Source organism: Geothermobacter hydrogeniphilus (genome assembly GCF_002093115.1).
Lineage (GTDB): Bacteria > Desulfobacterota > Desulfuromonadia > Desulfuromonadales > Geothermobacteraceae > Geothermobacter_A > Geothermobacter_A hydrogeniphilus.
The window spans coordinates 14529-27326 of sequence record NZ_NAAD01000021.1 but is presented as its reverse complement, the minus strand read 5'-3'; the positions used below and the strand labels follow the sequence as shown (position 1 = coordinate 27326).

11 protein-coding genes are annotated in these 12798 nt (G+C 61.7%); 2 read left to right on the top strand and 9 right to left on the bottom strand.

The features are described 5' to 3' along the window. Positions 1-14: 14 nt before the first annotated feature. Positions 15-980 carry a D-2-hydroxyacid dehydrogenase gene (locus tag B5V00_RS14100; protein ID WP_085011460.1) on the top strand — a complete coding sequence of 322 codons (966 nt, stop codon included), beginning with the start codon at positions 15-17 and terminating at the stop codon, positions 978-980. Between the two features lie 84 nt (positions 981-1064). Here the strand turns inward: B5V00_RS14100 and nfi are convergent, their stop codons facing one another. The 3 genes from nfi to B5V00_RS14085 are packed head-to-tail and all read right to left on the bottom strand — an operon-like array spanning position 1065 to position 3322. Beyond that, positions 1065-1757 carry a deoxyribonuclease V gene (gene nfi / locus B5V00_RS14095; protein ID WP_085011459.1) on the bottom strand — a complete coding sequence of 231 codons (693 nt, stop codon included), beginning with the start codon at positions 1755-1757 and terminating at the stop codon, positions 1065-1067. Positions 1758-1793: 36 nt separating this feature from the next. Next, the gene (locus B5V00_RS14090) at positions 1794-2669 is read right to left on the bottom strand and encodes a Rossmann-like and DUF2520 domain-containing protein (RefSeq protein WP_085011458.1); all 876 of its coding nucleotides are present in this window, start codon (positions 2667-2669) and stop codon (positions 1794-1796) included. Then, positions 2666-3322: a fumarylacetoacetate hydrolase family protein gene (locus tag B5V00_RS14085; RefSeq protein ID WP_085011457.1), complete on the bottom strand. Its 657-nt coding sequence runs from the start codon at positions 3320-3322 to the stop codon at positions 2666-2668. Before B5V00_RS14085 ends, B5V00_RS14090 begins: the two co-directional genes overlap by 4 nt. Before the next feature lie 184 nt (positions 3323-3506). Between B5V00_RS14085 and B5V00_RS14080 the strand changes: the two genes are divergently transcribed. Continuing rightward, a complete protein-coding gene (locus B5V00_RS14080) occupies positions 3507-4688 on the top strand; it encodes a rhomboid family intramembrane serine protease (RefSeq protein WP_085011456.1) in 1182 nt (393 codons plus the stop codon). Positions 4689-4811: 123 nt separating this feature from the next. Here B5V00_RS14080 and B5V00_RS14075 read toward each other — a convergent pair whose 3' ends face one another. From B5V00_RS14075 to gcvPA, 6 genes are all read right to left on the bottom strand, one after another. Further along, on the bottom strand, positions 4812-6095 hold the full coding sequence (locus tag B5V00_RS14075; RefSeq protein WP_085011455.1) for a D-serine ammonia-lyase: 1284 nt from the start codon (positions 6093-6095) through the stop codon (positions 4812-4814). A 268-nt stretch (positions 6096-6363) separates the two neighbouring features. Then, positions 6364-7245, bottom strand: coding sequence for a lipoyl synthase (lipA, locus tag B5V00_RS14070; protein ID WP_085011454.1), 882 nt, complete (start codon positions 7243-7245; stop codon positions 6364-6366). Positions 7246-7263: 18 nt separating this feature from the next. Next, positions 7264-8496: an L-serine ammonia-lyase, iron-sulfur-dependent, subunit alpha gene (locus B5V00_RS14065; protein ID WP_085011453.1), complete on the bottom strand. Its 1233-nt coding sequence runs from the start codon at positions 8494-8496 to the stop codon at positions 7264-7266. A gap of 79 nt (positions 8497-8575) precedes the next feature. After that, on the bottom strand, positions 8576-9832 hold the full coding sequence (gene glyA, locus B5V00_RS14060; protein ID WP_085011452.1) for a serine hydroxymethyltransferase: 1257 nt from the start codon (positions 9830-9832) through the stop codon (positions 8576-8578). A gap of 77 nt (positions 9833-9909) precedes the next feature. Then, positions 9910-11445 (bottom strand): aminomethyl-transferring glycine dehydrogenase subunit GcvPB, encoded by a 1536-nt coding sequence (gene gcvPB / locus B5V00_RS14055; protein WP_085011451.1) that lies wholly within the window; start codon positions 11443-11445, stop codon positions 9910-9912. Next, positions 11442-12791, bottom strand: a complete 1350-nt coding sequence (gene gcvPA, locus B5V00_RS14050) for an aminomethyl-transferring glycine dehydrogenase subunit GcvPA (RefSeq protein ID WP_085011450.1) — start codon at positions 12789-12791, stop codon at positions 11442-11444. The genes gcvPB and gcvPA overlap by 4 nt, the downstream gene beginning before the upstream one ends. Positions 12792-12798 lie beyond the last annotated feature (7 nt).

Here is a 12798-nt window from a genome sequence, read left to right as displayed (position 1 = left end):
ATCGGACGACTATTATGAAAATTGTCTACCTCGATGCTTATACCGCCAATCCCGGTGACCTCAGCTGGGAACCCCTTGAACAGCTCGGGGACCTCAGCGTTTATGATCGCAGTGCCGAAGCGGAGGTGCTGTCCCGGATCGGCGATGCCGAGATCGTGCTGACCAACAAGGTCACGTTCGACCGGGCGCGTTTCGCCGCTCTGCCGAACCTCAGGTATGTCGGCGTGACCGCCACCGGCTACAATATCATCGATCTCGAGGCGGCCCGCGAACACGGCGTGACGGTGACCAACGTGCCGGCCTATTCGACCGCTTCGGTGGCGCAGATGACCTTCGCCCTGCTGCTGGAGTTGACCCAGCAGGTCGGCCATCACAACCACCTGACCTCCTGGGGGCACTGGACCGATGCCCCGGACTTCTGCTTCTGGGATCGGCCGCAGGTGGAGTTGGCCGGATTGACCTTCGGTCTGGTCGGGTTCGGCCAGATCGGCCAGCGGGTGGCGCGCATCGCCGCCGCCTTCGGCATGAAGGTTCAGGTCTTTACCCGCAACCCGGACCGTTATCACGGAAATCTCGATTATGCGCGGGTGCATTTTGTCGTGCTTGAGGAGCTGCTGAAAACCAGTGACGTGGTCTCTCTGCACTGCCCCCTGACGGAAGAAACGAGCCGATTGATCAACGCCGAGCGCCTGGCGCTGATGAAACGCGGCGCCTACCTGATCAACACCAGCCGCGGCGGGGTGATCGACGAGGAGGCGCTGGCGGACGCGCTGAAGGAAAAGCGGCTGGCCGGGGCCGGGCTTGATGTGCTGACTCTGGAACCGCCCGAACACGGCAACCGGCTGCTGGCAGCGCAGAACTGTTTCGTCACGCCGCATATCGCCTGGGCGACCAGGGCCTCGCGGCAGCGGTTGTTCGACACCCTGACGGCCAATATCGAAGCCTTCCTGGCTGGCAAACCACAGAACGTGGTGAGTTGAGGATGGATGTGAGATGTGAGATGTGAGATGTGAGATGTGAGATGTGAGATGTGAGATGTGAAGGGGACTGTCCCCTTTTGCGGTTCAGACCCGGGCGGCTTCCGCTTCTCTGCGCAGCCGGTTGGTTTCCAGGTGCGCCAGGCGGGTCGGTTCCGGCATCCGGTAGCGGCCGGTACAGTCCAGGGTCAGGCGTGCCGCGGTGGGGATGTCGAGCCGGTGCCCCGGCGAGATGTAGAGCGGTTTGACCCGCGCCCGGCTGCGCAGCAGCGTGCCGATCAGCTCTCCCTTGTCAGTCAGAGGGCTGGTCGCGCCCTTGTCCTCTTCCGGCATCTGTGCCATGCTGGTCAGACGGCTCTTGGCGCAGCCGATGGTCGGCAGGTCGAGCCACAGGCCGAGATGCGAGGCCAGGCCGAAGCGGCGCGGGTGGGCGATCCCCTGGCCGTCGACCAGCACCAGGTCGGGTACCGTCCGCAGGCGGCGGAAGGCCTGCAGCAGCACCGGCAGTTCACGAAAGGAGAGCAGGCCGGGGATATAGGGGAAGTTCACCCGGGCGCTGAAGTCCGCCACCTCGATCGGTTCCAGGTGCGGAAAGCTGAGCACCACCACCGCGGCGAAGAACTGGTCGCCATGTTTGCGGTAGGAGACATCAACGCCGGCGACGTGACTCAGCGGCCGGCGCAGCCGGTTGCGCAGCTCGACCCTTGTGGCCAGATCCTTCTGCAGGGCGATAGCAGCGCTGTAGGTGAGATCCCAAGGATGCAGGTCGGGGAAATTCATAGGGCGAGTCGGACGTCAGTTTTCCGTTGACAGCTTTCAGTCGGGGGGTGCGAGCAGTCGGGATAACATTCCGGCTGTTTTTTTATCCAGGCTGCCCCGTTCCAGGCCGATCTGCACCGCCTTGCGGCCCAGAACGCGGTAGATCTGCTGCAGGTCGTCGGGCAACTTGGCGAGGGCGTCGAGATGGGCGGTTACGGTCTGGATGTCGCCGCGTGAGAGGGGACCGGTCAGGGCCAGGTCGGGGCCGAGGGTGGTCAGGCTGCGCAGGGTCCCGCTCAGCAGCGGTTTGAGCAGTTCGAAGGCCTGCTCCCGTTCGAAGCCGCAGGCGGCGAATATTTCACAGGCGGCCCGGGTGTTGGCGACCAGGTTGTTGGAAAGGACGCAGGCCGCGGCGTGGTAGAGGGCCTTCTGTTCGCCGCGCAGGCGGAAGGGGATACCGCCCAGCGCCTCGACCAGTTCTTCGCCCCGGCTCAGCGCCTCCGGGCTGCCTTCGACGGAGCAGGGACTGCCGGGCAGGTTGTGGGTGCCCATCACCGCGTCGGCGAAAGTCTGCAGGGGGTGGATCGCCAAGGCCTGCAACTGCTGTTCGGCATCGGTGAGCAGGATATCCGCCGGGTGAAAACCGCTGAAGTGGATCAACAGGGTGCCTGGTTGCAGGCCGAGCCGGTGCAGCCGGGCCGCCAGCGGCCGCAGCTGATCGTCCGGGACCGCCAGCATGATCAGCCGGGCGGCGGTTGCCCGTTGCAGGTCGGTGCTGGCGGCTTGCGGACAGCCGGCAAAACGTGCCGCCTGCCGAGCCCGGGTTTCATCCCGGCTGACCAGGGCGAGCAACGGATAGCCGGCTTCTACCAGCAGCCGGGCTACGGCCTGGCCGACCCGGCCCGGTCCGATCAGGGCGAAGCTCTCCTTCATGCCACGCTGACTTCCAGGCGGCCGACCTGTTCGATTTCGACGGTCACCCGGTCGCCGCTTTTTACCGGGCCGACACCGGCCGGGGTTCCGGTCAGGATCAGATCCCCCGGTTCGAGGGTGAAAATGGCCGATATCTCCTCGATGATCTGGGGAATCCGGCGCATCATCTGTTCGGTGTTGCCGTCCTGGCGCAACTCGTCGTTGACCCGGAGCCTGATCCGCAGCTTGTGGGGATCGTCAACCCGGTCGGCGGGGATGAAATCCGACAGCGGGCAGGCGGTATCGAAGCCCTTGGCAATATCCCAGGGGAGCCCCTTGCTTTTCAGCTCGCTCTGTACGTCGCGCAGGGTCAGGTCGATGGCGACCCCGTAGCCGGCCACCACCGCCATGGCTTCGGCCGCGGGGACGGCGCGGGTCCGACGGCCGATCAGCACCGTCAGTTCAGCCTCGTGGTGGCAGTCCTTCGCGTAGCCGGGGATGCGGATCTGTTCACCATTGCCGATGATGCTGGTTGCCGGCTTGGTGAAGATAACGGCGCGGTCGGGGATGGCGTTGTTCAGTTCCCGGATGTGGTCGACATAGTTGCGGCCGAGGCAGATGATCTTGCCGATCCGCCAGGGATTCGGGTCGCCCTGCAGGTTGATGGTAGACATGCTGTTGCTCCTTGTGACAGGTTCTATTGCGGAGCATAGCGACGCCGGGAAGAAATAGCAAGAGCCCGCGGGGAAGCTGTGGTAAGCTTGGTTATCCGTGAGACGTGAGACGATGGGGACTGGCTCCTGCGGTGCCCGTCCCCCTGGATGTTGACCCCGGACTCCTGATTCCTGAACTGTTCCCATGTTCCTGCCCATCGGCGATACTCCCAATCCACGCAGTACCCCCTATGCCACCTGGCTGCTGATCGGCCTGAACGTGGCGGTTTTTCTGCTGGTCACCCTGCCGTTGTCGGGCTCGCGGGTCGATCTCAACGATCCGCTGCTGCTCGATTACCTGCACAGCATCGGCGCCCGCGGCAGCATCCCGGTCGAAGCGATTCTGCAGCAGGTTTCGGCTTATGATCTGACCGTGTTCCGCTTCGGTTACCGGCCGGCGGCGCCTTCGCTGCTGAGCATGTTCAGCGCCATGTTTCTGCATGCCGGCTGGATGCACCTGCTCGGCAACATGCTCTTCCTCTGGATTTTCGGCGACAATGTCGAACACCGCCTCGGTCCGGTTCGCTTTCTGCTCGCCTACCTTGCCACCGGGGTGGCGGCAACCCTGTTCTTCGCTTTTTTCGAGCCGGGCTCCCAGGTGCCGATGATCGGCGCCTCGGGTGCCATCTCCGGGGTGCTCGGACTCTACTTCATCTGGTTTCCGCGCAACAAGGTCAAGGTCTTCATTTTCTTCATCATCATTGTCCAGGTGGTTGAAATTCCGGCCCGGCTGGTACTCGGTTTCTACCTGCTGGTTGACAACCTGCTGCCGTTCCTGTTCGCCGGCGCGGGTGGTGGCGGGGTCGCTCACGGGGCGCATATCGGTGGCTTTGTCGGCGGTCTGGCCCTGGCCTGGGGGATTGACCGGCTGCTGCCGGCCTGGAAGGGTCGGCGGCTGCGTGAGGCCCGACCCGAGCCCACCGTTAAGAGTGAACAGCCTGAAACCCCGGCCGAAGAGATTCGCCGGCTGCTGGCCGAGGGGCGTCCGGAGCGCGCCGTTTCCCGTTACCTGTCGCTGGAGACCCGTGAGCAGCGGCGGCAGGTCGATGGTGACCAGGTGCTGGCGATCGGTGATTTTCTGCTCGCCGGCGGGGCCCATGACGAGGCCCTGTCGGTGTTCCGGCGTTTCATCGCCGACCGCGGCAACGATTCGCGCCTGTCCAGAGCCTATCTCGGTGCCGGGCGCGCCCTGATGAACAAGCCGCGCTGCATGACCAGCGCCTATCATTATTTTCTCGGCGCCCTTGACGTGGCCGAGGACCCGAACGATATTGAGGCGGCGCGGAGGTATATCGCCGCCATTCAGAAATCCGGTCGGTCGCAGTAATGATTGCGCTTGCCGGAGCATCAGCTTCGGGCGTTACCGCAAGGGCCGCAAAGAAAACCGCAAAAACGTAACTGGGATATTCAGGACGTTCAGGATTTTGTTTAGCCCCGAAAACAAGAATCTTCAGTTGTTATGTTCAGCGGCAAAAAGGATCTTTCCTTTTTCCAGAACATGTCGATGCTCTTCTTCCGGAACGTATCTGCCGCCCGTCGTCCAGAGAATATGGGTGATGTCTTCAAAGTGTCGCGAAAAGTCATGCCCAAGCGTCAACTTCGGCCCGGCAAAGCCAGCAGCTGCCGAGGGCTCGATGCTCATCCCTTCAAGCTGATGGGCAGCATAGACATATTTCAGCATGTCATGATCGTTGATTGTCAGGGCGCCGCTTAAGAGCGGTGCTATCAATTTGCCGACAAAACCGGAAGGACGGGCGACGGCCAGGCCGTCGGCGTTGGTTCTGACTTCGAGGCCGATATCGTAAACGCTTATATCCGCATGTTTCCCGGTCACCAGTCCCAGGGTCATGCAGGGTGCCTCAGTGGGTTCGGCAAAAAAACAGTGGACGGCATCGCCGAAGAGCTGTTTCAGCCCGAAGGTTATGCCCCCCGGTGCGCCGCCGATGCCGCACGGCAGGTAGACAAACAGCGGTCGTTTTTCACTTACCTCAATTCCGAGGTTGTCCAGCTGGACTTTCAGGCGGAAGGCCGCCACGCTGTAACCGAGAAAGAGCTGGATGGAGTTTTCATCGTCGACAAAGAAATTGAAAGGGTCGTTCGCAGCGTCTGCTCGCCCCGCGGCAACGGCGGAGCTGTAGTCCGCCTGGTGCTCGACGACATTCACCCCTCTTTTCCGCAGTCGTTCCTTCTTCCATTGTCTGGCTTCGTGGGACATGTGGATATCCACCTTGAATCCCAGCGCCGCCCCCATGATGCCGATGCTCAATCCCAGGTTGCCGGTACTGCCCACCGAAATCGTATAGTGGGAGAACAGCTCTTTGACCTCATCTTCCAACAATCGGGTGTAATTGTCACCGGGGTTGAGGTGGCCGTTTTTTTCAGCCAACTGCTCGGCCAGACAGAGGACTTCATAGATTCCGCCCCGCGCCTTGACCGATCCGGCGACAGGTAAATCGTGGTCTTTTTTGATCAAAACCGGGCCTGCTCCCTGGAGGAGATAGTCGCCCAGTCGGGGAGCACGGACCAGTTCCGACTCGATCAGGCCTCCCGAGGTTCCGGTCTCGTCGGGGAACAGTTCCATGATGAGAGGGGCAAAGCGGCACAACCGTGCCTGGGCGTCGCGCATGTCCGGCAGGCCCAGGGATATCCCGGACAGTGCCGGGCCGGTTTTCTCAAGGTGATCGTTGAGCCATAAAAAAGGGACTTTTTTCGCCAGACAGTCGATGGCATCCATCTTTAATCTCCTCCCGGTCAGGCGGTTTGGCGGCTCATGATAACACGATGACAAGACAACCGGACATTCACCGCCCGCTCGCTTCGCTCCCTCAAGATGCAAAGGCCGCTGAGAAAACCGCAAAAGCAGGCCAACGGGGATGAAGGGGAGGGGGCCTTAATCCAAATACAAAACCTTGACCTGTCCTGTGCATCCCCTTCATCCCTGTTGAAAGAGTTGGTTTGCTTTGCGTTCTTTGCGCCTTTACGGTGAGGTCTCGCCTGTGTTGTTAAGGGGTTTGGTTTTTGTTTTGTTCGACGAACGCCTCTGCGGCCCGATAGGAGGTGCGCACCAGCGGCCCGGCGGCAACGAAATCGAATCCCATCTCCCGGCCCCGTTCAGCCCATTGGTCGAATTTTTCCGGCCGGATGTATTCGAGGACCGGAACATGTTTCCGGGTCGGACTCAGGTACTGACCCATGACCAGGATTCGCACTCCGACATCGATCAGTTTTTGCATCGCCATTTCGATTTCTTTGTCGGTCTCACCGAGCCCCAGCATGAGCGAGGATTTGGTGAGTATCCTGTCCCCATCCCTGTTGACTCTGGCCAGGACCTCGAGGGAACGGTCGAAGTCGAAGCCTGGATGGCGATACTCTCCCGAGAGTCGTTCAACCACCTCGATATTGTGGGCGATGACGTCGGGTCTGGCGGCGATGATCGTGTCGAGGGCATCACCTAGGTAGTCAGGTATCAGGACTTCCACGCCGGGAGTGGGGTTCAGCTGTTTGATGCGACGGATAGTTGCGGCGAACAGCTCCGCCCCGCCGTCGGGGAGGTCGTCGCGGGTCACCGAGGTGATGACGACATATTCGAGTCCCATCGCACTGGCGGCATCAGCCACGCGTTGTGCCTCATCAGGGTCAAAACGGCCTTCTGGATTGCCGCGCTTGACAGCGCAGAAGGCACAGCCGCGGGTACAGGTATCGCCGAGAATCATGAAGGTGGCGGTCCCGGTACTCCAGCATTCGGTTTTGTTGGGGCAGTTGGCTTCCTCGCAGACGGTGTGCAGCGATTGCCGCGCCAGAGCCTGGCGAACACTGCGAAACTGCCGGCCGGCGGGAAGCTTCACCCGCAGCCAGTCCGGTTTTTTTCTATTGACAGCCCGCATCGGGATAATTCTCCTTCATCAATTGGGTCGATTTCGCTTGGCGGCCGATTGGGTGCGCTGGTGGTAGGCCTGGGCGATGCCGCCATTCGAGGTCTCGCGGTAGAGCGACGGCAGGGCCTGGCCGGTCTCTTTCATCACGGCAACGATTTCGGTGAAGCTGATTTTATGCACCCCGTCCGAGAGCAGGGCAAAGTGACAGCAGCTCAGTGCCCGGGCCGCGGCGTGGGCATTGCGTTCAATGCAGGGGATTTGAACCAACCCCTTGACCGGATCGCAGGTCAGTCCGAGATGGTGTTCAAGGCCCATTTCGGCGGCATACTCAATCTGGCGGATGGTGCCGCCATAGAGTTGGGTGGCTGCCGCTGCCGCCATCGCGCAGGCGGTTCCAACCTCACCCTGACAGCCGACCTCGGCGCCGGAGATGGAGGCGTTGTGCTTGACCAGGTTGCCGATCAGACCGGCGGTGGCCAGGGCGCGCAACAGATTTTCGGGGCCGCAATTGAGGATCTCGTCGAGGTGTCGGAGTACCGCCGGCAGGACTCCCGACGCGCCGCAGGTCGGTGCGGTTACGATGACGCCGCCCGCCGCGTTTTCTTCCGATACGGCGTGGGCATAGGCGCAGAGCAGGCCGCTCTGTTTGAATTCGGGACCATAGAGGGAGGCTTTACGGAAGAACGGGTGGGCCTTGCGGGCCAGCCCCAGTCCTCCGGGAAGCACGCCTTCAGCATGCAGGCCCCGCTCGAGGGAGGCGCTCATGGCCTGCCAGACCTGTTCGAAAAAGGACCATATCTCCTGTCCTTCGCAACCTTCAACATATTCCCAGAACGACTCTCCACTGTTGGCGCAGTGTTCCAGAATCAGGTCCATGGTGGGCAGGTAATTGATAGCGTGACTGGGGTCGGAGCCCCCCGGTTCCTGGAGAGCTCCGCCGCCGACACTGTAGACTTCCCAGTTGCCCTGGATTTCGCCAGCCGCGGACAGGGCCTCGAAGCGCAGGGCATTGGGATGCAGCGGCAACTCTTCTTCTGGCTTCCAGATCAGGGTCAAATCCCGCGAACCGAATGTTTTTTCGAGGATTTTATCGGTCAGGTGGCCTTTGCCGGTGGCGGCTAGGCTGCCGAACAGCGTGACCTGGTAGCGGGCGGCATTCGGCTGCTGTTGAAGAAACCTTTCGGCTGCCTTGCAGGGGCCCATGGTATGGCTGCTGGATGGACCGGTGCCGATGCGGAACAGTTCTCTTATCGATTCCATCGGGAAACCTTCTGCTGCCGGATTGCAGTTGTAACGCCCCGGCCCGGGGGCATCCTCCGGGCCGGGAGCTCGGGGGTGATCATGACTGCAGACGGTCTGGGTAGAGGGGGAACTCCAGGCACAGTTCCTTGACCTCGGCCCGGATGCGGGCCAGTTCGTCCTGATGCTCGATATTGTCGATGGCGCGCTTGATCCAGGCCGCCACCTTGACCATCTGTTCTTCCTTGAGGCCGCGGGTGGTGGCCGCCGGGGTGCCGATACGGATGCCGCTGGTGACGAAGGGAGAGCGGGTGTCGTAGGGGACCGAGTTCTTGTTGACCGTGATGCCGGCTTCTTCCAGGGCCTTTTCGGCCATTTTTCCGGTGATCTCGCTGCCGCAGAAATCGACCAGGATCAGATGGTTGTCGGTGCCGCCGGAGACCAGCTTGAAGCCATGCTGAACCAGTTCGGTGGCCAGGGTCCGGGCATTGCTCACCACCTGCGCGGCGTACTCCTTGAACTCCGGCGCCAGGGCCTCCTTGAAGGCCACCGCCTTGGCGGCGATAACGTGCATCAGCGGGCCGCCCTGGATGCCGGGGAAGATGGTGCTGTTGATTTTTTTGCCCCACTCCTCGGTGCAGAGGATCATCCCGCCGCGCGGACCGCGCAGGGTTTTGTGGGTGGTGGTGGTGACAAAATGGGCGTGGGGGACCGGGCTGGGATGCTGACCACCTGCCACCAATCCGGCAAAATGGGCCATGTCGACCATCAGCAGGGCATCGACCTCATCGGCAATGCGTCTGAAGGCGGCAAAATCGAGACTGCGCGGATAGGCGCTGTAACCGGCCACGATCAGTTTGGGCCGGTGTTTCCTGGCCAACGCTGCGACCTCTTCATAGTCGATGATACCGGTCTCCTCGCTGATGCCGTAGGGGACGATATTGAACAGCTTGCCGGAGAAGTTGACCGGGGAACCGTGGGTCAGGTGTCCGCCGTGGGAGAGGTTCATGCCCAGGACCGTGTCTCCCGGTTGGCAGACCGTCAGGTAGACGGCCATGTTGGCCTGAGACCCGGAATGGGGTTGGACGTTGACGTGCTCGGCGCCGAACAGTTCCCGGGCCCGGTCGATGGCCAGCTGCTCGGCGACATCAACCACCTCGCAGCCGCCGTAGTAACGCTTGCCCGGATAACCCTCGGCATATTTGTTGGTCATGACCGAACCCTGGGCTTCCATCACCGCTTCGCTGACAAAATTTTCTGAGGCGATGAATTCGAGACCATATTCCTGGCGTTCGGTTTCTCGACTTATGCTGGTGGCGATAGCCGGATCAAGGATAGATAGTTTGTTGCGTGACATAGCTCAATCTCCATCGTATCTGAGGGTCCCGGCGGCGGTTGCGACGGCGCCGGGACGAAAAATATCGGGACTTGAAATTATTCGGCCGGTTTGTAGCAGAGTTGCGGCTTGCGTGCCGCCGCTGTTTCGTCGAGCCGACCCACCGCGGTCAGACCCGGTGCCTGCAGCAGCAGTTCGGGATGGCTGTCCGCCTCGCGGGCGATGGCCAGCATGGCATCACAGAATTCATCCAGGACCTCCTTGCTTTCAGTTTCGGTCGGCTCGATCATGATCGCGCCGTGAACCACCAGCGGGAAGTAGATGGTTGGTGGATGGTAGCCGTAATCGATCAGACGTTTGGCCAGGTCAAGGGTATGGCAGTCGCCGGCGAGTTGTTTATCGGAAAACACCACCTCGTGCAGAGAGCGGTTGGGATAGGGCAGATGGTAGGTATCCTCGAGCCGGGCGCGGATGTAGTTGGCGTTCAGTACCGCCATCTCGCTCGCGTGTTTCAAACCGGCGCCGCCCATGGTCAGGATATAGGCCCAGGCGCGCAGCATGATACCGAAGTTGCCGTAGAAGGAACGCATCCGGCCGATGGACTGTGGCCGATCGAAGTTGAGGCGATACTGTCCCGCATCACTTACCACCAGCGGTTTCGGCAGGAAGGGGATCAGCTTTTCAGTCACCCCGACCGGTCCGGCACCGGGACCGCCGCCACCATGCGGGGTGGAGAAGGTCTTGTGCAGGTTGAAATGCATGACATCCATTCCCAGGTCACCGGGACGGGCGATTCCCATCAGGGCGTTGAGATTGGCGCCATCGCAATAGACCAGCCCTCCCCCCTGGTGGACGATGTCGCAGATGGTGCGGATATTCGATTCGAACAACCCCAGGGTGTTGGGATTGGTCACCATCAGCGCGGCGACATCATCATCCATGTACTCGGCCACCGTGGCCGCACTCAAAATGCCCGATTCCCCGGAAGCGATGGGCACCACCTGGTAGCCGCAGAGCGCCGCTGTCGCCGGGTTGGTGCCATGGGCAGTGTCGGGAATCAGGATCTTTTTCCGCGACCGGCCCTGCGCCTGATGCCAGGCACGGATCATCTGCACTCCGGCCAGCTCGCCATGGGCTCCGGCGGCCGGCTGCAAGGTCACGGCGTCGAATCCGGAGATTTCAGCCAGCGCCTGCTGCAGCTCAAACATCAGGCCCAGGGCCCCCTGGCTGAGGTGCTCAGGGGTATGGGGATGGCATCCGCTCATTCCCGGCAACCGTGCCGCGGCTTCATTGACCTTGGGGTTGTATTTCATGGTGCAGCTGCCGAGGGGGTAAAAGCCGCTGTCCAGCCCGTAGTTCCAGGTGGACAGACGGGTGAAGTGGCGCACCACATCCACCTCGGAGACTTCGGGAAAGCCGACGATGTCTTCTCGATTCAAGGCCTCGGGCAGTTCCACCGCCGGGACATCGAGGGCCGGCAGGCTGTAGCCTTGTCGCCCGGCAACGCTGTGTTCGAAGATCAATTTTTCGCGCAGCGCCAGGCCGCCCGTGCCGATGCGGTTGATGGTGGCCCGTTCAGCTTCTGTCGGTGGCGGGCAGTTGTTGAGCCGGGTTACCGTTTCTGTCTGACTCATGCCGCAGCTCCTTTCAATGCTTCGACCAAGATATCGATCTGTTCTCTGCTGTTCTGCTCGGTGACGCAGATCAGCAGACGTTGTTCCATTGTCGCGTCATAACGTTTCAACGGCAGTCCCGCCAGGATCTGCTGCTGCTCCAATTTCAGCAGCAGGACATCGATATCGCCGGGCACCTCGACAACGAACTCATTGAAGGTCGGGCCGCTGAAGGGGATGCTGAAACCGGGCAGGGCGCCGATCGCCTGCTTGGCGTACTCGGCCTTGGCCAGGTTCTGGGCCGCCACCTCGCGCAGCCCCCGCCGACCGAGCAGGGAGAGATAGATGGTTGCCATCAGCACACACAACCCCTGATTGGAGCAGATGTTGGACGTTGCTTTTTCGCGGCGGATGTGCTGCTCACGGGTTGCCAGGGTCAACACATAGCCGGTCCTGCCGTCTTTGTCCCGGGTGGCGCCGACCAGTCGACCGGGCATGGAACGGACAGTCTTCTGGCGGGCGGCGAAGAAGCCGACCCCGGGGCCGCCGTAGGAAACCGGCATGCCGAAGCTCTGGCCTTCACCAACGACGATGTCGGCGCCCAGTTCTCCGGGTGACTTGATTTGGCCCAGTGCCACCGGTTCGGCGACAGCTGTTACCAGCAGGGCGCCGACCTGGTGGGCGGCAGCGGCCAGCGGGGCCAGTTCTTCGATGACGCCGAAGAAGTTTGGGTAGCCGGCGACCACCGCTGCCGTTTCGGTATCGAGCAGGGTCGCGAGGGCTGCCTGGTCGATTCTGCCACTTGGCAGATAGGGGAGGTCGAGCAGTTCGATATCAAGATGGCGGCAGTAAGTGGCGACGGTTTCCCGGTATTCCGGATGCAGGCTGGCGGCCAGCAGCATCTTTTTCCGCCGGGTGGCGCGGGCCGCCATCAGCACCGCTTCGGCGCAGGCCGAAGCACCGTCGTACATGGAGGCATTGCTGACATCCATGCCGGTGAGTTGACAGATCAGGGTCTGGTATTCGTAGATGGCCTGCAGGGTCCCCTGGCTGATTTCCGGCTGATAGGGGGTGTAGGCGGTATAAAATTCGCTGCGGGAGATCAGCTGGTCAATCACCGTCGGGATGAAATGATTGTAGGCGCCGCCACCGAGAAAGATGGTGTGGGTTTCGGTGGTGGCGTTCTGGGCCGCCAGCCGTTTCATTTCGGCCAGGACCTGGCTTTCTGACATCGGCTCTGGCAGTTCGAGAGGCCGGTCCAGGCGGACGGCCTCCGGAACCTCGACAAACAGGTCGGTGACGCTGTCGACACCGATAGTTGCCAGCATCTGCCGGACATCGTCATCGGTATGGGGGATGTAGCGCATTTCTATC